The organism is Caballeronia jiangsuensis (genome assembly GCF_046030135.1).
Classification (GTDB): Bacteria; Pseudomonadota; Gammaproteobacteria; order Burkholderiales; family Burkholderiaceae; genus Caballeronia; species Caballeronia jiangsuensis.
Window position 1 is genome coordinate 240,376 of record NZ_JAQQDB010000004.1, and the last position, 24,659, is coordinate 265,034.

Sequence of the window (24,659 nt, forward strand, 5' to 3'; positions counted from 1 at the left end):
CTCAGAAGGCAAGATGGCAACGCTATATCAGACGCTCGGCGTGGACGAGCACGCCACCGAAGAAGAAATCAAGCGCGCGTATCGCAAGGCCGCGATGCGCTGCCACCCCGATCGCAACGTGGGCAACGAAGACATCGCCCGCGCAAAATTCTTGGAGATCAAGGAAGCCTACGCAATTCTGTCCGACCCCGCGCAGCGCGAGGTGTACGACCGCATCTATGCCGACGAGATGCGTCGCTGGGAAGAACGCGTGCGCCAGGAAGAAGCCGAGCGCGAGGCACGTGAGGCAAAGGAGCGCGAGGCACGCGAGGCGCTCTATGCGGAGCGCGTATCGCTAGCGATGCGCTTTGCATCGCAAGGATATAACCGCGATGTCGTGTTCGGCGTGCTGCTCGGTGCGCAGTGCGAAGAGCCTGCGGCGCGCCAGATCGCGGACAGCGCAATTGCGCTGCATGAATCGCGACAAGCCAGGGAAGAAATCAAGGAACGAGAGGAAGAAACTGCAACGAACAGGAAGGAAGAGAAGGAGCCTGCCAGCGCCGATGCTGCGAATCCGCTCGGCGCGATGTGGTTTCAGTTCCTCAACAACCTTCGTTTCTGATCGCGCGAGGCAGGAAATCAGGCCGCGAGCCTTTCACCGCGCATATTGCTTTGCTTCGGCGCCGGCGGATAGACGCACCAGTGACCGTCATCGTGACGGAAGAAGAACAGCGCTCTCGCCGCCGCGCCGTGCAACGCTTCGACGCACACATAACGACGCCTGTCGGCACGCGTGCGGCTGAACTGTCTCACATGCACCGGCATGCTGCCCGGAGCGAGCCATTTTTCGACCTGGTAACGAAGGGACCGCTCATTCGCGTTTTTCATTTCAGTCTCCTGCGGCATTCATAGAAGGGTTAACGGCCGAACCTGCCGATGTTTAAAGCCCGAATCCATGAAAACCCTGCCGCAACGCATCACGTTCTTCATAAAGCACTTGAACTCTACGCCTTGAATTCAGAGCAGTGCCCGTTTTTGCGAAATAGCAACAGCGAACTTTCACGCGCCTTCCGCCATGCCCCGTTCATGAAAAACGCGTACCGCCGTGAACTCATCGTCGTGCAACGCGATGCCGGGGTATGTGCGCAATCGGTCATATGAAATGGCCGATGCGTACGCTACCCGTCACTCGATTTGAAGCGAATGTCGTGCCTGTGCGTGTGCGTGTATATCAGAGCGGACGCGCGAAGCTCAGTTCGTGGCCGTCAGGATCGGTGAGATGGAAGTAGCGCTCGTTCCAGGGCGCATCGCGCGGCGCGAATTGCGGCTCGATGCCGTGCGCCAGCGCTTTCCGGTAGAGCGCGTCCACATCGGATACGTAGATAATCACGCGGCCCCAGAACTGAATCGGGCCGTGTGTTTCGCTGGTGAGATTGAGAAACGAACCGCCGAGCGCGAACGAAGTGAAGGCGTCGTTAGCGCCGCCATGCAGGATGCGCAAGCCGAGCGCTTCATAGAAGCGCACCGCGCGCGGCATGTCGTGCGTCGCGAGCGTGATCGCGCTCAGGCTTTCGACGTGCGCGTCGTCGTCTGGCGATCCCATGCTTTCGTTCGTCATCCCGGATGATGCTGATGCGACACGAGCGGCAGCACCGAAAGATCGGGATGCGTGCCATCGACGATGCTCTTGCCGATATGCCGCGCATCGTCGACGGCATCCTGCGCGCTCTTGTAGGCGTCTTCGCCGTCGGCGTGAAAATGCACCGCTTCGCCGGGTATGTCCGCATTCGCGCCGGGCCGGCACACATGTCCGATGTACACGTAACGATCCGCCTTGCCCGCCGCCGCGTGCTCGGGCGTCGGCTTCAATTGCGGCTGCACGTGAATCTCGAAACCTTCGTAGTCGAAAACGTGCCACTGAGCGGGATCGTCAGGCATGATCGCCTCCTTGGTGTAGTGTTCGCTCGCGTCGATCAACGTTACTCCAGTTGGCGCGATGAATCCACCGCGAAGGTCATTCACGTCAGATGAAAAGCGTGCTCACATAGATTTGACAGCGTCTTCGCGCGCAGCGGATACTTTTCGGCGCGCTTTGCGTTCGCGCGTGTACGTCTGCCGTTTTCCCGCATCGGGAGGCGCCGTGAAGCCAGCTACGACACATCGCACGGTTCTCGCGCGCGCCATGCCGCGCGCAGCCGCGCTCGTCGGCGACGTCACCGCCGGCACCGTGTCCACGCTCATGATGCTGTGCTACGCGATGAGCCTCGGCACGCTCATCTTCAGCGCCGATCTCGCGCGCTATGCCGAACTCGGCGTCCCGACCGCGCTCGTGAGTTGCATCGTCACCGCGTTCGTGATCGCGCTGACGAGCTCGATGCGCATAAACATCGGCGGGCCGGACAGCAATGCGACCGCGTTTCTGGTCGGCGTCGCGGCGGGTGTCGCGAGCAGCGTGCGCGCGAACGGCGGGTCGCCTACGGAAATCCTGCTGACGGTGCTCGTCGCCATCGCGCTGTGCTCGCTCGTGACGGGGCTGATTCTCTTCGCGATCGGTTCATCCCGACGCAGCCGCTCGCTGCAATTCCTGCCTTATCCCGTGATGGGCGGCTTTCTCGCGGGCACGGGCTATCTGCTGATCGCGGGCGCGTTTCGCGTGCTGACGGGCGTCGCGCTCGACTGGCACACGCTGCCGCGGCTCCTGCAACTGCACTGGCTCGCGTGGGCGCCCGCGCTCTTCGTCGGCGCACTCGCCACGATCCTCGCCCGCACCTGGCGGCACGCGGCGGCATTGCCGATCACGCTCGCCATCGGCATCGCGCTCTTCTATGTGCTGCTGAGCGTCGCCGGCATCTCGCCCGACGAGGCGCGCGACATGGGCCTGCTGCTTCAGCATGTGCCGACGCACGCGCTGCACATTCCCGAGCTGCATTTGCCGTCGTCGCTTGCGCGTGGCGAGATCGACTGGCATGCGATCGTCGCGCATCTGCCCGAGACGCTCATCGTCACGTCGGTGTCGGCGGTCACGATCATCATGAACTCGACCGCGATGGGGGCGGCCACCGGGCAGGACATCGACCTGAACCGCGAGATGCGCGCCGCGGGCCTCGCGAATATCGCGAGCGGTCTGCTCGGCGGGATGGTCGGCTATCAGTCGTACAACCGCTCGATGCTCAATGCGCGCGCCGGCGCGACGAGCCGCGCGGCGGGCGTGTTCGCCGCGCTCGCGTGCCTCTTCGTGCTGATCGCGTCGCCCGATCTCGTCTCGCTGTTTCCGGTGCCGGTGCTCGTCGGCATGCAGATCTACATGGGCCTGCGGCTCATGATGGACTGGCTCGTCGGCGCGTATCGCAAGCTCACGTGGCACGAATACCTCCTCGTGCCGCTGATTCTCGCGGTGATCGCGTTCTATGGCGTGATCGCGGGCGTCGTCGCGGGCGTGGTCGCGGCGTGCGTGACGTTCGCGCTGCTCTACGGACGCGCCGGTTGCGTGCGCATGGAGTTCGACGGCCGCACGCGCACCTCGAATGTCGAGCGCAGCATCGAGGAGACGCGTTTTCTGATCGATCGCGGCGATGAAATCTGCGGCGTCTGTCTGCAAGGTTTTCTCTTCTTCGGCTCGGCGAACTCGATGCTGCAACGCGTGCGCGAACGCATTCGCTCGCACGGGCCGCGTCCGGTCAGGCATGTCGTGCTCGATTTCGGCTGGACCAACGGCATGGACGCCTCCGTGTCGCTCGCATTCGTGAAGCTGCGTCAGGCGTGCGCGGCGATCGGTGCCGATCTCGTGCTGACCGCGCTGCCGCACAACTCGCGCGCGCTGCTCAAGCGCACCGGCGCGCTCTCGCTCGGCATCCGCGAGTTCGACACGCTCGATGCGGGCCTCGAATGGATCGAAGCGCAGCAGCTCGCCAAGCTGACGCACGCGCTCGAACCGCGCGTGCCGTCGGGCGATTTTCGGGCGATGCTCGCGCCGCACTTCACGGCACGCGCGCTGCAAGGGCTGGCCGATTTGCTCGACGTGTGGGATATCGGCGCGGGCGAGGCGCTCTTTCGCCGCGGCGATGCGGGCGATGCGCTCTATATCGTCGAGGAAGGGCGCGTGACCGTGTCGCTGCCGCTCGCGGACGGCCGCTCGGTGAGGCTGCGCTCGTTCGGGCCGGGGACGATCATCGGCGAAATGGCGGTGTACACGAACGCGCCGCGCAGCGCGGATGTCTTCGCCGACGAGCCTGCGCGCCTGCGCCGTCTCACGCTCGCCGCCTTGCGCAAGCTCGAACTCGACGATCCGCTGACCGCGCAGGAATGGCATCGCTTCGTCGTGAAGATGATGGCTTCGCGGCTCGCCGTCGCGGATGAAGCGTTGCGCGCGGCCTCTTGATCGTTGCTTCATCGACCGGTATGTTGAAGGGCACATCGACGAGGCCACGATCATGATCCCCACGTTTCGCGCGATGCTCGCGATCACGCTTGCCTTCTTCATGAGCGGCGCGCTCGCGCAGCAGGCGCCGCAATCGATCGCGATGCTCGATTGCACGCTCATCGACGACAACGCCGCCTACAACGACGCCGAGATCGATCGCATTCAGACCGAGCGCCTCGCGGTCGTGAGCGGCGCGTTGCGCGATGATCTGCGCCAACGCGCGCTCTTTCGCGTCGCCGACAATGCGCGGGCGAGCGATCTGATCGCGTCGCTGAAAAGCACGCAGGACATGAACGCGTGCAACGGCTGCGAACGGCGTGTGGCGAAAGAGCTGGGCGCGTCGCGCGTCGGCGTGTGCTGGGTGCAGAAGATCAGCAACCTTATTCTCAACATGAACCTGCGGGTCGAAGACGCGGACAGCGGCGCGATGCTCTTTCAGCGCTCCGTCGACATACGCGGCAACACCGATCTCTCCTGGAAGCGCGGGGCGAAAGCGCTCGTCGATCTCCTTGCAAGCGATCCGTCCGCGACGCGCTGAATCCCGCGATGCGGCTTTCCCCGCCGAATTCGGGAATTTCTCCCGGCCGATGCCGTTGCCACGGCGGCGCCGATTAGGCTAAGTTGGATTTGCAGGCATGCGCGCCGTGCGATGCGCCGCGCGCGTGCGCCCGTGAACTCGAACAAGCCAAACGAAACCGCTGGAGACGACCATGCAAGTCAGATTCAAGGCGGCGCGCATCGCCTGCGCGTCGGTGCTCGCGCCATCGCTCGCACTCGCCGCGAGCCTCGCGCAGGCCGCCGCGCCGACCGCCTACGTGACGACCGAGAACGCCGGAGTCGGCGTGATCGATCTCGACAGCCTCTCGCTCTCGAAAACCTGGGATGTCGGCAAGGACGGCCCGCGCGGCCTTTCGCTGAACAAGGATGGCACGCGTCTGTACGTGGCGAACAAGGCGACGAGCGACCTGTCCGAGATCGATACATCGACGGGCAAGGTCGTGCAGCGCGTGAAGATCGGCAAGAACCCGGAGTTCGTGCGCGTGTTCGGCGGCTATGCGTATGTGACTTACGAGCCGGGCGAAAGCGGCGGCCCGCCGAAGCCGGGCGAACCGGAAAAGGATGACGACGCCAACTCGCCGCCCGCCGAAATCGCCATCGTCGATCTGAAGACGATGAAGGTCACGCATTCGGTCAAGAGCGGCCACGAGACGGAAGGCGTCGAGTTCTCGCCCGATGGCAAGCTGATGCTCGTGACCAACGAGGGCGACGACACGGTGTCGGTGTATCGCGTCGGCACGGGCAAGCCGGTGCGCACGGTGAAGCTCGACAAGGGCTCGCGTCCGCGCGGCATCAAGGCGTCGCCGGACGGCAAGCAATATGTCGTCACGCTCGAGAACGCGAACAAGTTCGTCGTGCTCGACGGCAAAAGCCTGAAGACCGTGAAGACCGTCGATACGAAGACGGGCCCGTATGGCGTCTCGTTCGATCCATCGGGCAAGCGGCTCCTGGTTGCGGCATCGCGCGACAAGACCTTGCAGGTGTTCGACGGCGCGACCTACGAGCACGTGCAGGACGTGCCCGTCGGTCAGCGCTGCTGGCACTTCAGCTTCACGCCGGATGGCTCGAAGCTGCTGCTCGCGTGCGGGCGCTCGAACGCGGTCTACGTGCTCGACGGTTCGGATTACAAGGAGGTCAAGCAGATCGGCGATCTGCCGCTCGCGTGGGGCATCGTCACGTATCCGCCGAGCGCGGGGTCGATCGTCGGGCGTTGAGCGGATGCGTGGTTCACATCGGGGAAATGGCCGCGCGTGCGGCCATTTCGTTTTCACTTCCACGCGTAACGCATTCCCACCCACACGCCGCGCGGCGCGCCCACGCCGAGGAACTGCTCGTTCACCGTCGCTCCGTTGTTGAACGTGTGATTGGGTCCGTCGAAGAAGTTCTGGCCGAGAATCGCGAAGTTCGCGTAGCGCTTGTTCAACAGGTTCTTCACCGTCGCATAGACCTGGAGTTGCTTGGTCACGTTGTAGGTCGTGTCGAGGTCGATCAGGAAATAGCCCGCGACGCTGCCATTCACGTCCTGATTGTTCTCGTCGCCGCGCGCGAAGATGTTGCTGCGATACGTGAGATTCGCGCCGATGTTCCAGCGCGCGAACGGGTTGTAGTCCACGCGCATTTTCACCGTGTTCGCCGGAATGCCCGGGATGCGGTCGCCCGAATGCACGGTGATGTTGCCGTTGTCGTCCGCGCTCGAATTGCTCGCGCTGCTCTCGGTCCACGTCGAGCGATAGGTCGCGTTCACATAGCTATAGCTCGCCGCGACGCCGACCGGTCCCCATTGCGTGCGGCCCGCGAGTTCGAAGCCTTGCCGACGCGTCTTGCCGACGTTCTGAAAATACCCGAGCGTGCTCGCCGCGCCCTGGCTGCTGACGAACTGGATATCGTCGGTCAGGGTCGTGCTGTAGGCCGCGGCGCTCCACTGCGTATGGCTGCCGATACGACCGCGCGCGCCGATTTCGAAGGTCTTCGAGATCACGGGCTTCAGGTCCGGGTCCGCGATGAAGTCGTTGGGCAGCGAGCAGGGCGCGGCCGGGTCCGCGCACGCCAGTTCGATGGCGGTCGGCGAGCGCATGCCTTCGTTGTACGTCGCGTAGGCGGTGAAGTAGGGCGTCGGATTCCAGTTGAAGCCGACAGCGGGATTGAAGCGCGAGAACGTGTGATTCCCGTCGAGCAGCGGCTGCACGCCGCTTTCATCGCCGATGGTCGCCTTCGCCCAGTTGTAGCGGCCGGCGAGCGTCATCGACCATTGCTCGCTGAAGGAGAACGTGTTCTCGAAGTAGATGCCCAGATTCGAGTTGTGTGTCTTCGCGTCCGTGGTCGGCACGAAGGGACCGGTGCCGATGGTCGCGCGGTTCTCTTCGAACGTGGCCGGCTGCTCGGCCTGGCTGAAGTGCGAATTCGCGAAGTCGCCCGCCGCGCCGATGATCAATTGATTGTCATGGCCTAGCAGATTGTTGAGCAGCGTGAGTTGCAGGCTCGCGCCGTAGCTGTCCGTCACGATCACCGACTGATCGTTGAAGGCTTGCGTGAGTTCGTCGGCATCGTCGCCGTCCGGATCGAAATCGTCGTTGACGTTCGAACTCACGTTCTTGTTGCGATAGTGCCGGTAGTACACGTTGCCGCTCAACTGCACGTTCGGCGTGAAGTAATGCTCCGCGTTGATCGTCAGATAGCCGACCTGGTTTTCGTTCGTGTCGGGGAACGTATAGGCCTGACGGAAATTGTCCATGAACGAGCGCGGGATCGTCTGCGAGCCGTTCAGCGTATTGTCCGCGCCGCCCATCGACACGGAGATGGTCGTATCGGCATCGGTGTAGCGGATCTTGCCGAACGCCTGGCGGATGCGGCTCGAATTGTGATCGGCCCAGCCGTTGTCGTTCGTGATGTTCGCGGTGAAGTAGTAATCCAGATGATCGCCGATCACGCCGCCTTGCTCGATTTGCGCATACTTGCGCCCAAACGAGCCGAAGCCTATGTCGACATTGCCGCCCGGATTGCTGCGGCCGTTCTTGGTCGTCACGGCGACCGCGCCGCCGAGCGTGTTCAGGCCGAAGGTCGGGTTCGAGCCGGGGATGATCTGCATCGTCTGGATCGCGGCCTGCGGAATCAGATCCCAGTTCACGACATCGCCGAAGGGCTCGTTGATGCGCACGCCGTCCATGAACACCGACAAACCCTGCGGCGTGCCGAGCAGCGGCGAGGCGGTGAAGCCGCGATAGTTGATGTCGGTCTGCCACGGATTGCCCTGAGCGTCGTTGGTATCGACGCTGACGACGTTCTTCTCCAGGTAATTGCCGATCGTGGGCGAATGCTGCGCCTCGATCTCCGAGCCCTTGATGGTCTGCACGTTCGCGGGCACTTTTTCGAGCGGCGTGCCGACGCCGACGAGCGGCGTGGTCCCGACGACGATGATCGATGGCAGCTCCGTATTCGGCGGCGTTTGCGCCTGCGTTGCCGAAGCTGCTGGCGGTGCTTCCGCCGCATCGGTCGAAGGCGGCGTTTGCGCCCACGCAGCCACCGTGATGCTCGCGAACGCGCCGCCGAATACGAGCCGCATCCCTGCTCGGGGTTTGAACGGATGCGCGGGCGCGGGCAGGCGCGGCATGCTTCTCATCGTCGTCTCCTCTTATATTTCGATCCACGCTTCGAGTATGTTTCTTTCAATGAAAGCGTCGCATAAGAATGAACGCGTGGACCGGGAGCTTTTCCCGATCTTGCAGGGAAGCGCTCCCAATCGCGTTCCGGCTACTCCGCAGCACGACGACCCCGTGCGTAGAATGCATTCCGTGATGCCATCCGAATCCCTGCCCTCTCTCGCGAAAGACGCAGACCGTCGCGCGCCGCGCTCGCCGGCATGGCGCGATCTGGCCTGCGTACTTGCGGTCACGCTCGTCGCCGGCGCGCTCTTCGCACGCTTCGATTTCAGCGAGTACGCGTTTCGCCTGACGCGCAGCGCCGAGCGTTTCCAGCTCGACGAACTGCCGCCGACGCTCGTCGTGCTCGCGATCGGCTTCGCGTGGTTCGCATGGCGGCGCTATCGCGAGGCGCAGTCGGAAGTGCGCCGGCGGCGCGTGCTGGAGGAAGAGGCCGAGCATCTGCTCGCGGAAAACCGGCGGCTCGCGAGCCAGGCGCTCGCCGCGCAGGAAACCGAGCGCCGCCATCTCGCGCGCGAACTGCACGACGAGCTCGGCCAGTATCTCAACGCGATGTCGCTCGATGCCGGGCGCATCCGCGATCTGTCGGCGGGACGCGAGGCGGAGGTTCATCGGCTGTCGCTGTCGCTGATGCAAAGCGCGGCGCATGTATATCGCGAGATCGGCGGGATGATCCGCAGGCTGCGTCCCATCGGGCTCGATGAATTCGGCTTGCCGACCGCGCTCGAACATTGCGTCGATGGCTGGCGCGAGCGTTTGCCCGATGCGACGTTCACGCTCGCCGTCGAAGGCGACTTCGACAATCTGAGCGATGCGCTCAACATCACGCTCTATCGGCTCGTGCAGGAAGGGCTTACGAACGTGTCGAAGTTCGCGCGGCGCTCACGCGTGGAGATCTATCTGGCGCGCGCGCCGCAGGAAATCGTCGTGACGATGGCCGACGACGGTCCCGGCGTCGATCTCGCGAAGCCGCGCGAAGGGCTCGGTCTGATCGGCATGCGCGAGCGCGTCGAAGCGCTCGGCGGGGAGTTTCATATCGCCAGCGAGCCGGGCGGCGGCTTCCTTTTTTGCGCGCGCGTGCCGGCTCAGGCGGGGCTGCCGTTGCCGACTTCGGGTCCGAACGAAGCAGCAGCCGACGACGCGAAATCGGCGAAGTGAAGGCCCAGGCGATTCGCGATCTGCGCAAGCTGCACGCCATTGTCCGCGCCGAACTTCTGCCGTATCACCGATTGATGATTCGCGACCGTCTTCTGACTCAAGCCCAGCTTCTCCGCGATGTTCGGCAGCGTATAACCCTGCACCAGCAGACGCAGCACTTCGAACTCGCGCGCGGATAACTGCCGGCCGGGCGGCCCTTCCTGAATCGTCGCGCGCAATGCGAGCGCCTGCGAAATATCCGGGCTCAGATAGCACGCGCGACGCGCGACGGAACGCACCGCTTCCACGAGCACATCGGGCGCGCTCGCCTTCGTGACATAGCCGCGCGCGCCGGCATCGAGCGCGCGTCGCACGAAGATCGCTTCCTCGTGCACGCTGAAGATGAGCACATGCGCATGCGGTTCGCGCGCCAGCATGCGCCGCATCGCCTCGATGCCGCTCGCGCCGGGCAGCGCGAGATCCATCACGACCACATCGGGCTGCAACGCGCAAAACTTCTGATACGCCTCGGCGGCATCCGCCGCTTCGCCCGCGACACTCACGTCGGGACTCAGTTCGAGCAGACGCTTGTAGCCTTCACGCACGACGGCGTGATCGTCCACGAGCAGCACGGAGATATCGGCAATCATGGCTTGTCTTCTCCTTCTTCTGAACCATTGTCGCGAGCAAGGGCCGCGATGCGCTTCGAGTTCGCATCGTTGCGGAACATGATGGGTTGCTCCTGCGGTTCCTGCCTTGCCGTTGCCGCGCGGACCACTTCGATCACGCGCTCGTGATGCGGGGACTTGTCGCACACCGGGTCCGCATTCGCGGGGTCTTGCGTCAGCAGATACGCCTGACAGCGGCAGCCGCCCATGTCGATGGCTTTCTCGTCGCAACTGCGGCACGGCTCCTTCATCCAGCCGAAGCCGCGAAAGCGATTGAAGGCATCGCTCTCGTACCAGATGTCCTTGAGCGGCATCTCGGTGACGTTCGGAAACGTGAGGCCCGGCAGCGAGCGCGCGGTGTGGCAGGGCAGCGCGGCGCCATCCGGTGCGATGCCGAGAAACACCGAGCCCCAGCCGTTCATGCAGCGCTTGGGCCGGCGCTCGTAGTAATCGGGCACGACGAAAAAGATCTTGCACTTGTCGCCGATCTCATTGCGATAGCGCTCGACCACCGCCTCGGCTTCGTCGAGTTGCGCTTTCGTCGGCATGAGTTGCGCGCGGTTCGCATGCGCCCAGCCGTAGTACTGCGTGTTCGCGAGCTCGAGATATTCGGCGCCCATCGCGAGCGCCATATCGATGATGCGTCCGATATGCGGCAGGTTATAGCGATGCAGCACGCAGTTCAGCACCATCGGAAAGCCGTACGCCTTGATGAGGCTCGCGACGCGCTTCTTGTAGTCGAAGGTCTTCGTGCTGGACAGAAAGTCGTTGAGTTCCTGCGACGAATCCTGAAACGAAAGCTGGATGTGATCGAGCCCGGCATCCTGCAATGCGCTGATGCGCTTCTCCGTCAGACCGATGCCCGACGTGATGAGGTTCGTATAGAAGCCGAGCTTGCGCGCTTCCCCGACGAGCGTTTCGAGATCGTCGCGCAAGAGCGGCTCGCCGCCCGAGAACCCGAGTTGCGCCGCGCCTAACGCACGCGCCTGACGCAATACGTCGATCCATTGACCGGTATCGAGTTCGCGCGTGTGGTCCGCGTAGTTCACCGGGTTGTAGCAGAACACGCAATGCAGCGGACAGCGATACGTCAGCTCCGCGAGCAGCCACAGCGGCGGCGCTATCGGCACGCCTTCGTGCTCGGGCTTCGCGATCGGTTCGGACAAGTCGGTCATGACGCTACTCCAGCCAGCCGCGCGCACGCGCACCGGCGATGAACGCGCGCACGTCGTCGCCGAGGCCGTTCGCATTGAACGCCTGCTCCAGATCCGCGACGAGCGCGGGAATGTCGCGCGTGCCGTCGCAACGCAGGAGAATCTGCGCCGCGCTTTGATTGAGCTTCACCATGCCTTCGGGATACAGCAGCACGTGCGCATCCTGCGCCGGCTCCCACTGCAGCCGGAACAGGCGCTTCAGTTTCGGATGCAGGGAATCGTCCGGTGCAACGACGGCTTCCTGCTTGCGTTGAATCGGATTGCTGTCGCTCATTGCGGGAACGCCTTTTCGATCGAATCGAGCATGGTCCAGAGAATATCGAGCTTGAATTGCAGGATATCGAGCGCGCGTTGCTGCGCCTCGCGCGTCGTGAAATGCGCGAGCGTCACTTCGAGCCCGTGCTCGACATCGCGCTGGGCGAGCGACACGCGCGAGCGGAAATACGAAAGCCCTTCCGGCTCGATCCATGTGTAATGCTCGGGCCACGTCGCGAGCCGATCCTTGTGGATCTGCGGCGCGAACATTTCAGTAAGCGACGAGCACACCGATTCCTGCCACGGCGCGCGCCGCGCGAAGTTCACGTAAGCATCGACGGCGAAGCGCACGCCCGGCGTCACGAGCTTGAGCGACCACAGATCGTCGCGGGAAAGGCCCACTGCATCGCCGAGGCGCGCCCATGCCTCGATGCCGCCCGGCTGATTGCCGTAGCCGTCGTGATCGAGAATGCGGAGCACCCAGCGGCGGCGCGTTTCGCGATCGGGACAATTCGACATCACCGCAGCATCCTTGAGCGGAATGTTGATCTGATAGTAGAAGCGGTTCGCGACCCAGCCGCGTATCTGTTCCTTCGAGCAGCCGCCGCTGTTCATCGTCACGTTGAACGGATGATGGATGTGATACGCCGTGCCCTTCGCGCGCAACTGCGCTTCGAATTCCTCGCGCGTCCACGCGGGCCCATCGTCCTTCACTTTCGTGAAGATCGGGCCTGTGGTCGGGTTGAGCATCGGGTCGAACATCGGGCGGTCTCCAGTATCCGGTGCGAATGTCATAGCTCGAAGGTCATGCCGTCGTGCGCGACTTCGATGCCGTGCTCCGACAGAATGCGTCTTTCGGGTCCATCCTCGATGAGGATCGGGTTCGTGTTGTTGATATGGATCAGCACCTTGCGGACGTTCCCGCGATCGATCGAATCCAGCACTTCGATCATGCCGCCCGCGCCGCTTTGCGCGAGGTGGCCCATGTCCTTGCCGGTCTTCTTCGTGAGCTTCAGCGCGATCATTTCGTCGTCGGTCCACACGGTGCCATCGACGAGCAGCAGGTCCGCTTCCCGCATCGCGTCGAGCACGTGCGGTTCCAGTGCGCCGAGACCGGGAGCATAGAATGCGCGCTTGCCCGTCGCGGTATTCGTGAACATCAGGCCGATGTTGTCGCCCGTTTCCGGTGCATCGCGATGCGGCGAATAAGGCGGCGCCTTGCTCGACAAAGGCAGTGCGTCGATGGTCACGCGCGGCAGCTCGGGCACGGAGAACGATGCGCCATCGAGCGCGATGCGCCTGTGCTCCACACCGCAGTAATGCGACAGAATCGACGTGAGCGGAAAGCCCGTCGAGAGGTCCTGCCACACGGCGTCGGTCGTGTAGAGCGGCAAGGGCGTGCCGCGCTCGCGCAGCATCAGGAGGCCCGTGACGTGATCGATCTGCGCATCCATCGTGACGACGGCTGCGATGCCCGTGTCGCGCACGCGGCGCGCGGGCTGCAGTTCGGGATTCGCCGCGATCTGCGCCAGAATGTCCGGCGATGCGTTGACGAGCAGCCAGTCCTCGCCGTTATCGGTAACGGCAATGGACGACTGCGTGCGCGCGCGCGCCGCAATGGTGCCGCGCCGCACGCCGTCGCAATTGCGGCAGTTGCAGTTCCATTGCGGAAAGCCGCCGCCCGCCGATGAACCGAGCACGCGTATTTTCAAGGCAGCATCCTCCGCATGAGACCGTCGCGGTCGATCAGTTGATGCTTCATCGCGCCGAGAAAATGCAGGATGACCAGCGCGGCCATGATCCACGCGAGATATTCGTGGATGCCGAAAAAGATCTGCCGCAACTGCTTGTCGTCCCAGCCCCATTGCGGCAGCGGGATGCCCCAGAGCTTCGTGCCGAACTTGTTGAACGACGAGCCGAGATAACCGGTGAGCGGCATCGCCACCATGCCTGCATATAAAAGAGCCTGCGTAATGCTCGCGGCGGCGCGTTGCCACGTTCGCATCGGCGGCAGAGGCGGCCGGCCATAAGCCAGGCGTACCAGGATGCGGATCAGCACCAGCAGGAAAACCGTGATTCCAAGCGACTTGTGGAAGTTGATGAGGTCCGATTTGAACGGCAGCCCGCGCGGCAGGCCGACCATATAGAAGCCGATGCACAGCATCGCGATGATCGCGATCGCGATGAGCCAGTGCAGCGCGATCATCGGGCGTGCGTAACGCTCGCTCGCGGCACCGATGCCGCCGTCGCGCGAGGTCGCGGATGTCCGCGCGGTGCTCATCGCATCTCTCCTATGAATGGCCAACAATCCATTGTTCATCTCCAGGCTATGAATTGGCGATCAGCAATTCCCCCCGTCCATCCACCGCGAGATCGCCGGCGTAGCGTCGCGGCAACACATGACCGGCGCATGTCGAAAACGGTGCGATCTCACGGGCGAGCATGCGCGTGAACAGCAGCCAGAACACGTCGAAACCGCGGCCGCCTTCGGTGAAGGTCGGCGGAATGCGAGATGGCGCGTTTGTCAGCAACACCGTGCCGCGCCGCATGCCGTATCCCAAGTGTGCGCCCACTTTTCCTCCGATGCAGACCGAACCCGCGATGAGCCGCGACGCCGCGAAATCGCCCGCATCGCCCGCGACGAGCACCGTGCCGCGCCGCATGCGGTCCGCGAGACGCGCGCCCGCGTTGCCGTGAATCGTGAGCGTGCCGCCCGTCATGCCTTCCATGTCGCCGGGCAACGCGCCCGCCGCGAAATCGCCCGCGTCGCCGTGAATCGAGAGACGGCCGCCTTGCATCTCGCACGCGGCGAAAGCGCCTGCGTCGCCTTGTATGTGCAACTCGCCGCCGGACATCTTTATGCCCGCGTAATCGCCTGCGCTGCCGTGCACCGTGAGCGTGCCTTCGGTCATGTTCGCGCCGATGCGATCGAGCCAGTGCACATCACCTTCGATCGTCAGCGACGGCTCTTCGTTCTCGATCAGCGCAATATCGAAGAGATCGCCGAGCGCGCACGTTTCGCCCGCGCCTTGCAGCACGATGCGCGGCAATTCGGTCCGCGAAGCAACCGCAAGTTCGACAGGCAGCAATTTCGACCCATCGACGCGAAAGCCCGGCGCATTTTTTACGCGCAACGTGATCGCGTTCATGCGCGGCTCCCGTCGATGTCCTTCGACAGTTCATGCAGCTTGAAGTGATACGGCCCGAGCTTGCCGCCGTAATTGCCCGCGGAAACGCGCAGCACGCCGCCCGCGCGGCCGATCTTGGTGGCGGCGGCGATGCCGGCCGTCATCGCGGCGCCGACATCGGCGTCGGTCAAGCCGTCGATCACGATTTCGAGCACGCACGCGACATCGGGCGTCAGCTCGCTTTTCTTCGACAAGCCGACGAGCGTCGGACAGAACGCGTCATTCGTCGATGCCGTCGCGCCCGCGTACTTCGAGCCGATCTTCGAACCCGAACGCACGACGCCGCCCGGAAACGGCGTGATGACGTTCGGCAAACGATGCATCGCGGCGACGGCGGATTCGGCGGCATGCAATGCGCTGTCGATATCGCGCGCAAGAAAGAGCAGGTTGCCGCCGCCGACCGCTTTCACGGTCGCGGTGAATTCCTCGCAGACGAACTCGCCGTCCATCACGGGCACGCGCCAGTAACGCGTGCCGTCGAGCACTTTCGATATCTGATAGCCGTCGCCGAAAAAGCGCAGCCCCGCGCCGAGCGGCGCGTTGTCGGAGAGCGGCGCGAGCGTGGTCGCGGGATCGATGCCGCCATAGACCGCCGTCGTCGGGCACGTCAGCACGCATTGCCCGACGCGCCGCGCGATCTGCTTGGCCAATTCCTTCGACGATATCGCGAAGATCAGCACCGCGATGCCCGGCCTGCCGTCGGGCGTTTCAGCGCCGGTCAGATCGCGTTCGATGCCCGCCTCGCAGCCGCAATCGATGACGGACGTGGCGAAGCCTGTGAGCGAATTGGCCGCATGGCGCGCCCACGTCGAGGTATGCGCGGTGATGACGAGGCGCGTCGCCTTCATCGGGAAGGCTTCGGCGAAGGTGTCGTCGATCAGCGTGTCGTTGATGCGCATGCGTCAACTCCCGCTCGCCGCGAAGCACGCGACGGGCAAGAGCCGCCCGCCGTTGCAGCACGCGCAGATTTCGTCGTCGCCGATCGCGATATTTTCGAAGCGCGTCGCCAGATTCGCCTCTGCATACTCGCGCACGCGCTTTTCGATCGCGCGATCGTACTCGGGGCTCACGTAATGAATGCCGCCGGTGGGCGTGGCGAGCAGCGTGCCGTCGCGCGCGATCAGCTCGCCGTCCTTGAACACGTATGCGGGTGATGTGAACATGCGCTCGCGGTCCGCATCATCGCGATACACGGCGATATCCGCCGCAGCGCCCGCGCCGAGATGGCCGCGATCCTTCAAACCGAGCAGTTTCGCGGGACCGGCGCGCGTGATGATCGCGATGTCGTAGAACGAGAATTCGCGCGTGATTTCGCCGAGCGCGCTCGCGGTCTTCGCATCGGCGTTGAGCTTGTCGAGTTGCTCGTCGCGAAAGGACTTGTCCATCAGCAAGCGGATCAGGTGCGGATAGCTCGTGAAGGGCGCGCCGTTCGGATGATCGGTGGTCATCGACACGCGCCACGGATCGTCGACCAGCAGAAAGATTTCCAGCCCGATGATCCATTGCAGCGCGTTCACGAAGCTCTGTTCGCGATACTTGAACGGCACGACGCCGCAGCCCGCATCGCATTCGATATCGCCGAGCACCCATTTGCGCGGGCGGGCCATCGGTGCGTTCTTGAACTGCATCATCGTGTCGCCGGATGCCGTGACAGTCTGACCGAAGATGATCTGGCCGACATCGATCGTCACATTGGGCCGCGCGTTCACCGCTTCGGCGATGGCCCGCGCGCCCGACGAGAACTTGCGCGGGCCTTCGGTCCCGTAGCTATGAAACTGGATATGCGTCAGATGAATGGGCAGGCCATCGGCTGCGTCCATCGTCCGGATCGTCGATTCAATGTTGCCCGGCACGCCGAGATTGCTTGCGTGAACATGCAGCGGATGCGGCACGCGCAGATCGGTGAGTGCGCGCGTGAGCGTCTTCAATACATCGCGCGGCGTGATGCCGTAGTGCACGTGCTTTTCATCGACATCGAGCGAGCGCTGATTGAACTTGAACGCCGAGATGCCGCCGGGATTCACGACCTTCACGCCGAGCGCCTTGCCCGAATCGATCGTCCAGCCGACGTAATCGCGCAGACGTTCGAAGTCTTCGTTCGCGGCGAGCATCTGGAGAAAGAGCTCGTCGTTGCCCATCATCACGTAGGCGCCGTGATCGATGATCGGCGTGTCGCCCATTTCCAGATGCGCGTGCCGCGCGTTCGACGCGATCATCGCCGGCTCGAACGCGGCCGTGTAGCCCATTTCCGCATATCGATAGCCTGCGGCGAGCGTACCCGGCGCGCACACGCCGCACGAAGGCAGACGCATGTAGCGGCCTTCGTTCGGGCGATCGGGCACGGCGCGCGGATCGTCGCGATGATCTTCGGGCAGCAGCAGGCGCGACAGATTCGTCTTGCCACCGCCGATATGCGAATGCAGGTCGATGCCGCCTGCCATCACGATCATGCCGTTTGCATCGAAATCGTGTTCGATGCTTTCTCCTTGCGCGTGATCGACGATGCGTCCATCGCGGATATAGATGTCGCGCTTCTCGCCGTTCACGCCGTTCGCCGGATCGTAGAGCGTGCCGCCCTTGAGACGCGCGAGGCTCATGACGGCCTCCGTGCCTGCGCGAGTTGCGAGGCGATCGCGGCGACCGTCGGCAGGTCGACATCGCGTGCGGCGGAGAGCTGCGCGACCACGGATGTATCCACGCGAAACAGATGCCCGCCGCTGTCGATACCGGGCGTCGCGACCGGAATGAACACGGTCGGGCCTTTGCGCGCGGGCAGTTGCGTCGAAGGATGGCCGAGGATGATGGCGGGTACGTCGTCGTCGAGCGATGCGGGCAGCGGCTCGGGCGCGAAGCTCGATACCCAGAGCAGCGCATCGATTTCGCCGCGGCTCAGGAGCGTTTCGGTGCGATAGCGATGCGCGTCGTGATCGAGCGGCAGGCCGTATGCGACGCGCGTGCGCGACGGGAAGCCCGAGAGCCATGCGATCGTCTGATTGACGGATGCGGCGCCGTCGTCGCCGGTCAGCGCGAGTGCGCCTGCGCGCGCGGTGCGGTTGATCGCTTTCACGATGCGTTGCAGCGCCTCGATCGCGAGCGCCGCGTGTCTGGTCGGCAGCATCGCAGGCTCGTAGATGAACGCGGTGTATTGCGCTTTTGTGATGCGCTCTGTGAGTGCGACGAGTTCCGCGACTGGAATCGGGCGGCCGCCTTCGACGTGCGCGGACCAGAGCGCGAGCGTATCGAAGGGGTCGGTGGTCGGCGTGATCGATTCGGCGCGCGCGTTTGCTGCTTTATCGATGTCACATCCGACGAATACGACACTTACGTCGCGGTCATCGCGGATGGCGCGTTCATAGAAGCGCGGATAGCGCCGCGAGGGCTCGCACGCGAACACGATGACGAGATCGGCGCGTGAGCGCACTTCGGAGAGCGTCGTGAAGAAGGAACCGCGATCTTGCAGCGCGCGGTTGCTGTCGGCGAGCGTGTCGCCGTGAAGGTGATCGAGGATCGCGCCGCAATGCGCGGCGAGTTCATAGAGCGCGCGGGCGCCGGCCACGTCGGTTGTGAGGCCGCCGAAGAGCGGCCGATGTGCGTTCGACAGGATCGCTGTGGCATGAGAGAGCGCCGACGCGAGGTCGGTGTCTTGCCCGTCGATCGCGGGTTTGCGGTTTGCATCCTGCGGACTGTAGCTTGCAAGGGATGCTGCGAGCCGCGGGCATGCGGTGGACGGTGCTGCGAGCCGTCGATCGTCGGTTGGTGCGAGCGTGATGTCGTCGCATAGCATGGGGCAGAACGGACAGGTCCAGGGTTTTCTTGCTGTGGCCTGTGGGTTCGGTGTTGTTGAGGACTCGGGCATGGTCGTGCTTCTAAGCAAGGTCTATGCCGTTTTTGGTTTTCGCTGGGTCCCGTTTTCGCGGTGGTTTATTAGCACTGCCCCTCCCCGGGGCGGGGGTCACTTTCTTTGCTGCTGCAAAGAAAGTAACCAAAGAAAGCAGCTTCTCACCGCCCGCGGTCACACGCACGTTGGCCATGCTTGCCAGCCCGCGGTGGCACTCGCCTAAGTGTCGCCCTCGAAGGACTAACCGGGCTTGGATCGCGCACGGTCTGCCGCCCGAGAGGTTTCAGCGCGCTGGTTCAGCACCAAATAGCTTCGGCACAGCGCTACGCGCTGCCGTTGGGTATGCGAGGGACACCTTCGAAGAAGGAGCGCGCGCACACCCGATTGACCCATCGGCCGCGTAGCGGGCCGGAGCTATTTGGTGCTGAACCAGTGAGGCAAAACATTTGGTGGCGCAGACCGTGCGCGGTCCAAGCCCCGCGAGACCTACGAGGGCACTCGCTACAGCCGGGCCATTAGGCCAATCGCCTGTGCCGCGGCCGGCATGAAGTGCTTAGGCTGGGGATAGCTGTTTCTTTGGTTACTTTCTTTGCAGCAGCAAAGAAAGTGACTGCCGCCCCGCATAGGGCAACGCCAATAGACCAACACGAAACCGGGATCCGGCGAGAAACCAAAAAAACCAAAAAAAAACTGCTCCGCAATGCAACACACTGTCACCTATGCATCACTGAATGCAACACGTGCTTGCCAAAGGATTACAAGCGCAATCAAAGCCCACCCCCCTTGGCACAGATATTGAGTTCAGAGGTCGAAAGCTCGGCGATGCACATCGCGCCGACCCACGGTGCCATCGTGAATCGCGGAGGCCACGAGCCACGCATGTGCGCCGCTGTCATCGGCCCGAGCGAGATCATCGTCATTGCGGATACCGCCTGCGCCGATGAGCTCGCGCGCACCGGCGAGCGCCCGCACGGAAGCGAAGGTATCGAGATCGGGCCCGGCATAAGCACCGACGTGATCGAGCGTCATCACGATCACACGCGACGGCCACCACGAACTCTCGGCATGGAGTGAACCGAGCGCGAGCCCGCCGCGATAGTCGAGCGAAAGGATAGGCTCGAAACCGCAAGCCGATGCTTCCGCGATCGCGCCGATGTCGAGCAGCGTCTCGGTGCCGAACACGGGCACGATCGCGGCGGGCGATACGGACCGAGTCAGCCGCGCGATACGTTCGACGAGCGCACGCATCGGCGCGAATGCGGTGAAGCCCGCGTCGAGCCAGATGCGAAAGCCCTCGCCGAGGGCATCGCAAATCGCGGCGAGCGCATGGTCGTGCGCGCCGCGCTGCAGGATCGCGCCCAGATCGGCGACGTACAACGTGCGCGCGCCGGTGGCGGCGACGAGCGCACGAGCGATCGCAACCGGATCGCTCGTGGCGCACAACGAGGACTGGATCGGCCGATAACGCGAACGCTCGCCGCGCACTGCGCGCACCGCGTGGCCGTCGAGCAGATCGAGAACGGGTATCACCTGCATGGATGGCTTTCCTTTGACCAAGATCTTTGTATTCGAGTATCTCACCGGCGGCGGCATCGATCCGGACGCGGCGGGCGCAGGCAGCCTCGCCGACCTCTCCGCGCTGATCGTCGAGGGCCGCGTGATGCGCGATGCCATCGCCGCCGATCTGCGCGCGCTGCCGGGCATCGAAGTGACCGTCGCCAGTTCGCGCTTCGAGCAGTTCGACGACGCACAAGGCTACGTGCGCGCGCAGCCCGGCGAGCCGGTCATACGCTTCGTCGCCCGCGTGGCGCGCGAGCACGACTATGCCTGCATCGTCGCGCCCGAGTGCGACGGCCTGCTCCTCAAGCTGTACGACGCCGTCGGCCAGGCGCGCTGGCTCGGCTGCGCGAAGGAAGCGATCCGAGCGGCATCGAGCAAGAGCGCGACGGCCGCGTGTCTCGCCGCGCGCAGCATTCCGGCGACGCCCGCGCTCGAACCCGAGAACGCGTCCGCCGGAATCGGGCGGCGCTGGGTCGTCAAGCCCGACGACGGCGCGGGTGGCCTCGACACCTACGTCTACGACGACCTCTCAGCCGCGCGCAACGAATACGCGGCGCGCGCGGAAGCCGGCCGCAATCCCGTGTTGCAGGAATGGATCGACGGCGAGCCGCTGAGTCTTTCGCTGATTTGCCGCGAACGGCTGTCGCGGCTCGTGAGCATCAATCGTCAGCGTATCGGTTTGTCGGATGCGGCGGGATCGGAACGGCGCGCGCGCATCGTGCAGTTCGATGGCGTCGATGTCGATCGCATCGACCGGCACGGTCCGCAAGGGCGCGCGCTCGAACGGCTCGCGTTGCGCGTCGCCGAAGCGTTTCCGGGTTTGCGCGGCTTCGTGGGCATCGATGTCGTGTGGCATCCGGAACGCGGGCCGGTCGTGATCGAAGTGAATCCGCGTCTGACGGTCGCGTATGCCGAGTTGAGCCGGCGCGGCGGCAGGAATCTCGCGGCGGAACTGCTCGCGGCGCATCGCGTGCCCGGTTTCGACGGCGACGCCGGTTTGCTGCGCGCGTGCGGCGGAGCGGCGTCATGACGGCATCGACTTCAGCGGATGCGCCGGTGTTCGGCTGGGACGTGGGCGGCGCGCACGTCAAGGTGTCGATGGCGACGCGCGCGGGCGTACTCGCCGATGTCGCGCAATGGGCGTGTCCGCTGTGGCAGGGCATTCCGCATCTGGAACGCGTGATCGACGCGATGTTCGAGCGCTGGCCCGCCGCCGCCGATGCGTCCGCGCGTCACGCCGTCACGATGACGGGCGAAATGGTCGATCTCTTCGCCGACCGCGCCGAGGGCGTGCGCACGTTGACGCGCACGCTCGCCCAGCGGCTCGGCCCGCGCACGATGTTCTTCGCCGGCGATGGCGGCTGGCTCGCGCGCTCGGCGTGCGCGGACGGCTGGCGCAAGGTCGCGTCGGCGAACTGGCTCGCAACCGCGCAATGGGTCGCGACGTGCGTGCCGGACGCGGTGCTCATCGATATCGGCAGCACGACGACGGACATCATCCCGATCGTCGGCGGCCGTGTCGTGGCGAGCGGCGCGAACGACGCCGAGCGGCTCATCAGCGGCGAACTGGTCTATCAGGGCATCGTGCGCACGCCGTTGTGCGGGGTGGCGCATCGCATCGCGTTTCGCGGCGAGACGACCGGCGTGATGAACGAATGGTTCGCGACGACGGCCGATGTGTATCGACTGACGGGCGAGTTGTGGCCCGAGCACGACCAGCATCCGAGCGCCGACAACGGGCCGAAGACGGAGGCCGCGAGCCGGGCGCGTATCGCGCGGATGATCGGCCGCGACGCCGCCGATGCGAGCGATGCCGAATGGCGGCGCTTTGCGCAGAGCTGGCGGCACGAGCAGTTGCGCGCGCTGGAGACGAATCTCGCGCGCGTGATCGCGCGGGATGCGGCGCTGGCCGCTGCGCCGATCGTCGGCGCGGGCTGCGGGCGCTTTCTGGCGGCGTCGCTGGCGCGGCAGGAGGCGCGCGGTTATATCGATTTCGCGCGGCTCGCGGGCGTCGCGGATGACGACGCGACGCGTGCCGAGTGGGTATCGACGTGCGCGCCGAGCGTGGCGGTCGCGCTGCTGGCGTCGATGGCGGCGAAGGGCGCGGCAGGCAACGAAGCCCGTCCCCGCGACGATGCATCGCCGCGCGCGGCGTGATAGCGTGCGAAATATAGCGTAGCGAAGACGGCGTATCGAAACCGGGTGCGTGGCCCGGCGGCATCATCGAACGAGGACAGGAACATGTGGGTGGTGAAGATCGGGGGTAGCCTCAGCCACGACCCGGCGCTGCGCGAGTGGCTGACGCGGCTCTGGGAAGTGGGCGGAGGGCGCGTCGTGATCGTGCCGGGCGGCGGCGATTTTGCGGACGCGGTGCGGCAGTATCAGCACGAATGGCAGTTCGACGATCTCGCCGCCCACAACATGTGCCTGCTCGCGATGGCGCAGTACGCGATACTGATGCAGGGCGTGGTGCCGGAGCTCGTGCTGGCGTCGAACGAGGATCGCATTCGGCGGGCATTGCGAGATGGGCGCGTCGCGGTGTGGGTACCGACGGATCTGATGCGCGCGACGCCCGATTCGATGACCAACTGGGATACCACTTCGGACAGTCTTGCCGCGTGGCTTTCGACGTTGCTCAATGCCGAGCGGCTGATGATCGTGAAGTCGTGTGAGGTTGATGCGGATGCGCCGTTGGAGTCGCTCGCCGCGAAAGGCATCGTGGATCGGCGGTTTCCTGCTTATGTGCGGGATGCGAATTATATTGTCGAGATTTTTAGTAAGGGTGATGCGGCGGTTATGCGGGATCGGTTGTTGAATGTGGCGGTTTGAGGTTTTTGTCGCCGGATCCCGATTTCTTATTGGTTTATTAGCACTGCCCCTGTGCGGGGCGGCAGTCACTTTCTTTGCTGCTGCAAAGAAAGTAACCAAAGAAAGCAGCTCGCTTAAGCCCGCGGTCACACGCAGTTTGGCCATGCTTGCCAGCCCGCAATGGCCCTCGCCTAAGTGTCGCCCTCACAGGCCCAATCGGGCTTGGATCGCACACGGTCTGACGCACTATAAGTTATAGCGCGCTGGTTCAGCACCAAATAGCTTCGGCACAGCGCTGCGCGCTGCCGTTGGGTATGCGAGGGAAACCGTCGAAAAAGAAGCGCACGCGAACCCAATTGACCGGTCGGCCGCGAAGCGGGCCGGAGCTATTTGGTGCTGAACCAATTTGTTCTGTGGTGCGACGCGTCAGACCGTGCGCGATCCAAGCCCGGTATGTCCTTCGAGGGCGACACTTAGGCGAGTGCCGCCTGCGGCTGGCAAGCATGGTCAACGTGCGTGTGACCGCGGGCTGTGACGAGCTGCTTTCTTTGCCTACTTTCTTTGCAGCAGCAAAGAAAGTAGGTGCCGCCCCGCACAGGGGCAGTGCTAATAAACCGACACGAATACGGGATCCGGCAACAACCTTAAGCAACCCACCCCAACTAACCCCCAAAACCATGCAAAGCCCGAACCCACATCCCCACGCGGCTGGGATCAAGCCGCCCCCCCCTCCCATGACGCTCATCACACAGCGCCCCGCGAAACCCGGCAATATCCGGCGCGAGCCTGCGAATCCTGTCGAGATCGTCCCAGCCAAGAGAACCAGCAACCGCAATCATCGTCCCGCGAGCGCGCGCATCGACGATGCATGAAGCAAGCACGTCCACATCGACGCAATCGAACAACGTCCGTCCGTTCTTGCTCGCCGTATCGAACACGATGCCGACAAAGCCCAATTGAACCGCCAGCGCGGCCAGCTCACGATCCACGCCATCATCGGACAGCAACACCGGCACCACCGCCGCCGGCAAGCTCGCCAGATGCCGCAAGCAGGCGGAAGCACCAACACCGGGCGTCACCCCGACCTTCACATAATCGACACCCGCCGCCGCGACATCGAGCACACGCGCGGTCATCTCGTCGAGCGCATCGTTGGGCAAGTCGCCGATCGTCGCGCTGATCGGCCGCACCGCATAGCGCGCACGCAACGCCCGCACGATAAGCGCAATATCGCCGATCACCACGCCGCCCAGCGCGCCCGCGTCCGGCTCCTTCAGGTCGATCAGTTCCGCGCCGGCGTCGGCGGCATCGAATGCTTCGTCGGCCGAGCGGACGCTCGCGAGCAGTGCGGTCATCGTCAAAACTCCAATGGAAATGC

General features: G+C 64.2%; 25 protein-coding genes. 9 read left to right on the forward strand and 16 right to left on the reverse strand.

Features of this window, described 5'->3' with window-relative positions:
* The first annotated feature begins 13 nt into the window (after window positions 1–13).
* Window positions 14–601 carry a J domain-containing protein gene (locus tag PQR08_RS06335; protein ID WP_250485149.1) on the forward strand — a complete coding sequence of 196 codons (588 nt, stop codon included), beginning with the start codon at window positions 14–16 and terminating at the stop codon, window positions 599–601.
* Window positions 602–618: 17 nt separating this feature from the next.
* Here the strand turns inward: PQR08_RS06335 and PQR08_RS06340 are convergent, their stop codons facing one another.
* The gene (locus tag PQR08_RS06340) at window positions 619–867 is read right to left on the reverse strand and encodes a hypothetical protein (protein ID WP_187605337.1); all 249 of its coding nucleotides are present in this window, start codon (window positions 865–867) and stop codon (window positions 619–621) included.
* A gap of 48 nt (window positions 868–915) precedes the next feature.
* Between PQR08_RS06340 and PQR08_RS06345 the strand changes: the two genes are divergently transcribed.
* Window positions 916–1,140, forward strand: a complete 225-nt coding sequence (locus PQR08_RS06345; RefSeq protein ID WP_250485148.1) for a hypothetical protein — start codon at window positions 916–918, stop codon at window positions 1,138–1,140.
* Window positions 1,141–1,210: 70 nt separating this feature from the next.
* Here the strand turns inward: PQR08_RS06345 and PQR08_RS06350 are convergent, their stop codons facing one another.
* Together PQR08_RS06350 and PQR08_RS06355 are read right to left on the reverse strand one after the other, a co-directional pair.
* Entirely contained in the window at window positions 1,211–1,582 is a 372-nt protein-coding gene (locus tag PQR08_RS06350; RefSeq protein ID WP_250485147.1) for a VOC family protein, read from the reverse strand.
* 11 nt (window positions 1,583–1,593) lie between these two features.
* Entirely contained in the window at window positions 1,594–1,917 is a 324-nt protein-coding gene (locus PQR08_RS06355) for a hypothetical protein (protein ID WP_187605335.1), read from the reverse strand.
* A gap of 244 nt (window positions 1,918–2,161) precedes the next feature.
* On the opposite strand from PQR08_RS06355, the gene PQR08_RS06360 reads away from it, so the two are divergent.
* From PQR08_RS06360 to PQR08_RS06370, 3 genes are all read left to right on the forward strand, one after another.
* Window positions 2,162–4,357, forward strand: coding sequence for a SulP family inorganic anion transporter (locus PQR08_RS06360; RefSeq protein ID WP_250485164.1), 2,196 nt, complete (start codon window positions 2,162–2,164; stop codon window positions 4,355–4,357).
* Window positions 4,358–4,409: 52 nt separating this feature from the next.
* The gene (locus PQR08_RS06365; RefSeq protein ID WP_187605334.1) at window positions 4,410–4,937 is read left to right on the forward strand and encodes a DUF3280 domain-containing protein; all 528 of its coding nucleotides are present in this window, start codon (window positions 4,410–4,412) and stop codon (window positions 4,935–4,937) included.
* 172 nt (window positions 4,938–5,109) lie between these two features.
* Window positions 5,110–6,171, forward strand: coding sequence for a YVTN family beta-propeller repeat protein (locus PQR08_RS06370; RefSeq protein ID WP_187605333.1), 1,062 nt, complete (start codon window positions 5,110–5,112; stop codon window positions 6,169–6,171).
* 53 nt (window positions 6,172–6,224) lie between these two features.
* Here the strand turns inward: PQR08_RS06370 and PQR08_RS06375 are convergent, their stop codons facing one another.
* Window positions 6,225–8,573, reverse strand: coding sequence for a TonB-dependent receptor (locus tag PQR08_RS06375; RefSeq protein ID WP_250485146.1), 2,349 nt, complete (start codon window positions 8,571–8,573; stop codon window positions 6,225–6,227).
* 175 nt (window positions 8,574–8,748) lie between these two features.
* On the opposite strand from PQR08_RS06375, the gene PQR08_RS06380 reads away from it, so the two are divergent.
* The gene (locus PQR08_RS06380) at window positions 8,749–9,771 is read left to right on the forward strand and encodes an ATP-binding protein (RefSeq protein ID WP_250485145.1); all 1,023 of its coding nucleotides are present in this window, start codon (window positions 8,749–8,751) and stop codon (window positions 9,769–9,771) included.
* On the opposite strand, the gene PQR08_RS06385 is transcribed toward PQR08_RS06380, so the two are convergent.
* From PQR08_RS06385 to PQR08_RS06435, 11 genes are all read right to left on the reverse strand, one after another.
* On the reverse strand, window positions 9,699–10,400 hold the full coding sequence (locus tag PQR08_RS06385; protein WP_187605330.1) for a response regulator: 702 nt from the start codon (window positions 10,398–10,400) through the stop codon (window positions 9,699–9,701). The two genes, PQR08_RS06380 and PQR08_RS06385, sit on opposite strands and share 73 nt — an antisense overlap.
* Window positions 10,397–11,593, reverse strand: coding sequence for a pyrroloquinoline quinone biosynthesis protein PqqE (pqqE, locus tag PQR08_RS06390; RefSeq protein ID WP_187605329.1), 1,197 nt, complete (start codon window positions 11,591–11,593; stop codon window positions 10,397–10,399). The genes PQR08_RS06385 and pqqE overlap by 4 nt, the downstream gene beginning before the upstream one ends.
* A 4-nt stretch (window positions 11,594–11,597) precedes the next feature.
* Entirely contained in the window at window positions 11,598–11,906 is a 309-nt protein-coding gene (gene pqqD / locus PQR08_RS06395) for a pyrroloquinoline quinone biosynthesis peptide chaperone PqqD (protein WP_238218204.1), read from the reverse strand.
* Window positions 11,903–12,649, reverse strand: a complete 747-nt coding sequence (gene pqqC, locus PQR08_RS06400; protein WP_408161102.1) for a pyrroloquinoline-quinone synthase PqqC — start codon at window positions 12,647–12,649, stop codon at window positions 11,903–11,905. The genes pqqD and pqqC overlap by 4 nt, the downstream gene beginning before the upstream one ends.
* 29 nt (window positions 12,650–12,678) lie before the next feature.
* Window positions 12,679–13,599: a pyrroloquinoline quinone biosynthesis protein PqqB gene (pqqB, locus tag PQR08_RS06405; RefSeq protein ID WP_250485144.1), complete on the reverse strand. Its 921-nt coding sequence runs from the start codon at window positions 13,597–13,599 to the stop codon at window positions 12,679–12,681.
* Entirely contained in the window at window positions 13,596–14,168 is a 573-nt protein-coding gene (locus PQR08_RS06410) for a cytochrome b (RefSeq protein ID WP_250485143.1), read from the reverse strand. The genes pqqB and PQR08_RS06410 overlap by 4 nt, the downstream gene beginning before the upstream one ends.
* 46 nt (window positions 14,169–14,214) lie before the next feature.
* Window positions 14,215–15,036, reverse strand: a complete 822-nt coding sequence (locus PQR08_RS06415; RefSeq protein ID WP_250485142.1) for a formylmethanofuran dehydrogenase subunit C — start codon at window positions 15,034–15,036, stop codon at window positions 14,215–14,217.
* A complete protein-coding gene (gene fhcD, locus PQR08_RS06420; RefSeq protein ID WP_250485141.1) occupies window positions 15,033–15,974 on the reverse strand; it encodes a formylmethanofuran--tetrahydromethanopterin N-formyltransferase in 942 nt (313 codons plus the stop codon). Before fhcD ends, PQR08_RS06415 begins: the two co-directional genes overlap by 4 nt.
* 3 nt (window positions 15,975–15,977) lie before the next feature.
* A complete protein-coding gene (locus PQR08_RS06425) occupies window positions 15,978–17,672 on the reverse strand; it encodes a formylmethanofuran dehydrogenase subunit A (RefSeq protein ID WP_250485140.1) in 1,695 nt (564 codons plus the stop codon).
* Window positions 17,669–18,931 carry a molybdopterin-binding domain-containing protein gene (locus tag PQR08_RS06430; RefSeq protein ID WP_250485139.1) on the reverse strand — a complete coding sequence of 421 codons (1,263 nt, stop codon included), beginning with the start codon at window positions 18,929–18,931 and terminating at the stop codon, window positions 17,669–17,671. The genes PQR08_RS06425 and PQR08_RS06430 overlap by 4 nt, the downstream gene beginning before the upstream one ends.
* A gap of 783 nt (window positions 18,932–19,714) precedes the next feature.
* A complete protein-coding gene (locus PQR08_RS06435; RefSeq protein ID WP_250485138.1) occupies window positions 19,715–20,449 on the reverse strand; it encodes a HisA/HisF-related TIM barrel protein in 735 nt (244 codons plus the stop codon).
* Between the two features lie 13 nt (window positions 20,450–20,462).
* Between PQR08_RS06435 and PQR08_RS06440 the strand changes: the two genes are divergently transcribed.
* From PQR08_RS06440 to PQR08_RS06450, 3 genes are all read left to right on the forward strand, one after another.
* On the forward strand, window positions 20,463–21,503 hold the full coding sequence (locus tag PQR08_RS06440; protein ID WP_250485137.1) for an ATP-grasp domain-containing protein: 1,041 nt from the start codon (window positions 20,463–20,465) through the stop codon (window positions 21,501–21,503).
* Window positions 21,500–22,630, forward strand: a complete 1,131-nt coding sequence (locus tag PQR08_RS06445; RefSeq protein WP_250485136.1) for a hydantoinase/oxoprolinase family protein — start codon at window positions 21,500–21,502, stop codon at window positions 22,628–22,630. Before PQR08_RS06440 ends, PQR08_RS06445 begins: the two co-directional genes overlap by 4 nt.
* Window positions 22,631–22,714: 84 nt before the next feature.
* The gene (locus PQR08_RS06450) at window positions 22,715–23,302 is read left to right on the forward strand and encodes an amino acid kinase family protein (protein WP_250485135.1); all 588 of its coding nucleotides are present in this window, start codon (window positions 22,715–22,717) and stop codon (window positions 23,300–23,302) included.
* Window positions 23,303–23,943: 641 nt separating this feature from the next.
* Here PQR08_RS06450 and PQR08_RS06455 read toward each other — a convergent pair.
* Window positions 23,944–24,636, reverse strand: coding sequence for a (5-formylfuran-3-yl)methyl phosphate synthase (locus PQR08_RS06455; protein WP_250485134.1), 693 nt, complete (start codon window positions 24,634–24,636; stop codon window positions 23,944–23,946).
* Window positions 24,637–24,659 lie beyond the last annotated feature (23 nt).

Coding starts and splice junctions, on each gene's coding strand:
- fhcD (WP_250485141.1), bottom strand. CDS start 15,974: ATGCGCATCAACGACACGCTGATCGACGACACCTTCGCCGAAGCCTTC.
- PQR08_RS06430 (WP_250485139.1), bottom strand. CDS start 18,931: ATGCCCGAGTCCTCAACAACACCGAACCCACAGGCCACAGCAAGAAAA.
- PQR08_RS06435 (WP_250485138.1), bottom strand. CDS start 20,449: ATGCAGGTGATACCCGTTCTCGATCTGCTCGACGGCCACGCGGTGCGC.
- PQR08_RS06415 (WP_250485142.1), bottom strand. CDS start 15,036: ATGAACGCGATCACGTTGCGCGTAAAAAATGCGCCGGGCTTTCGCGTC.
- pqqC (WP_408161102.1), bottom strand. CDS start 12,649: ATGTTCGACCCGATGCTCAACCCGACCACAGGCCCGATCTTCACGAAA.
- PQR08_RS06335 (WP_250485149.1), top strand. CDS start 14: ATGGCAACGCTATATCAGACGCTCGGCGTGGACGAGCACGCCACCGAA.
- PQR08_RS06370 (WP_187605333.1), top strand. CDS start 5,110: ATGCAAGTCAGATTCAAGGCGGCGCGCATCGCCTGCGCGTCGGTGCTC.
- PQR08_RS06340 (WP_187605337.1), bottom strand. CDS start 867: ATGAAAAACGCGAATGAGCGGTCCCTTCGTTACCAGGTCGAAAAATGG.
- PQR08_RS06360 (WP_250485164.1), top strand. CDS start 2,162: ATGCCGCGCGCAGCCGCGCTCGTCGGCGACGTCACCGCCGGCACCGTG.
- pqqE (WP_187605329.1), bottom strand. CDS start 11,593: ATGACCGACTTGTCCGAACCGATCGCGAAGCCCGAGCACGAAGGCGTG.
- PQR08_RS06345 (WP_250485148.1), top strand. CDS start 916: ATGTTTAAAGCCCGAATCCATGAAAACCCTGCCGCAACGCATCACGTT.
- PQR08_RS06350 (WP_250485147.1), bottom strand. CDS start 1,582: ATGGGATCGCCAGACGACGACGCGCACGTCGAAAGCCTGAGCGCGATC.
- PQR08_RS06375 (WP_250485146.1), bottom strand. CDS start 8,573: ATGAGAAGCATGCCGCGCCTGCCCGCGCCCGCGCATCCGTTCAAACCC.
- PQR08_RS06425 (WP_250485140.1), bottom strand. CDS start 17,672: ATGAGCCTCGCGCGTCTCAAGGGCGGCACGCTCTACGATCCGGCGAAC.
- PQR08_RS06445 (WP_250485136.1), top strand. CDS start 21,500: ATGACGGCATCGACTTCAGCGGATGCGCCGGTGTTCGGCTGGGACGTG.
- PQR08_RS06450 (WP_250485135.1), top strand. CDS start 22,715: ATGTGGGTGGTGAAGATCGGGGGTAGCCTCAGCCACGACCCGGCGCTG.
- PQR08_RS06455 (WP_250485134.1), bottom strand. CDS start 24,636: ATGACCGCACTGCTCGCGAGCGTCCGCTCGGCCGACGAAGCATTCGAT.
- PQR08_RS06380 (WP_250485145.1), top strand. CDS start 8,749: ATGCCATCCGAATCCCTGCCCTCTCTCGCGAAAGACGCAGACCGTCGC.
- PQR08_RS06410 (WP_250485143.1), bottom strand. CDS start 14,168: ATGAGCACCGCGCGGACATCCGCGACCTCGCGCGACGGCGGCATCGGT.
- PQR08_RS06385 (WP_187605330.1), bottom strand. CDS start 10,400: ATGATTGCCGATATCTCCGTGCTGCTCGTGGACGATCACGCCGTCGTG.
- PQR08_RS06355 (WP_187605335.1), bottom strand. CDS start 1,917: ATGCCTGACGATCCCGCTCAGTGGCACGTTTTCGACTACGAAGGTTTC.
- pqqD (WP_238218204.1), bottom strand. CDS start 11,906: ATGAGCGACAGCAATCCGATTCAACGCAAGCAGGAAGCCGTCGTTGCA.
- PQR08_RS06365 (WP_187605334.1), top strand. CDS start 4,410: ATGATCCCCACGTTTCGCGCGATGCTCGCGATCACGCTTGCCTTCTTC.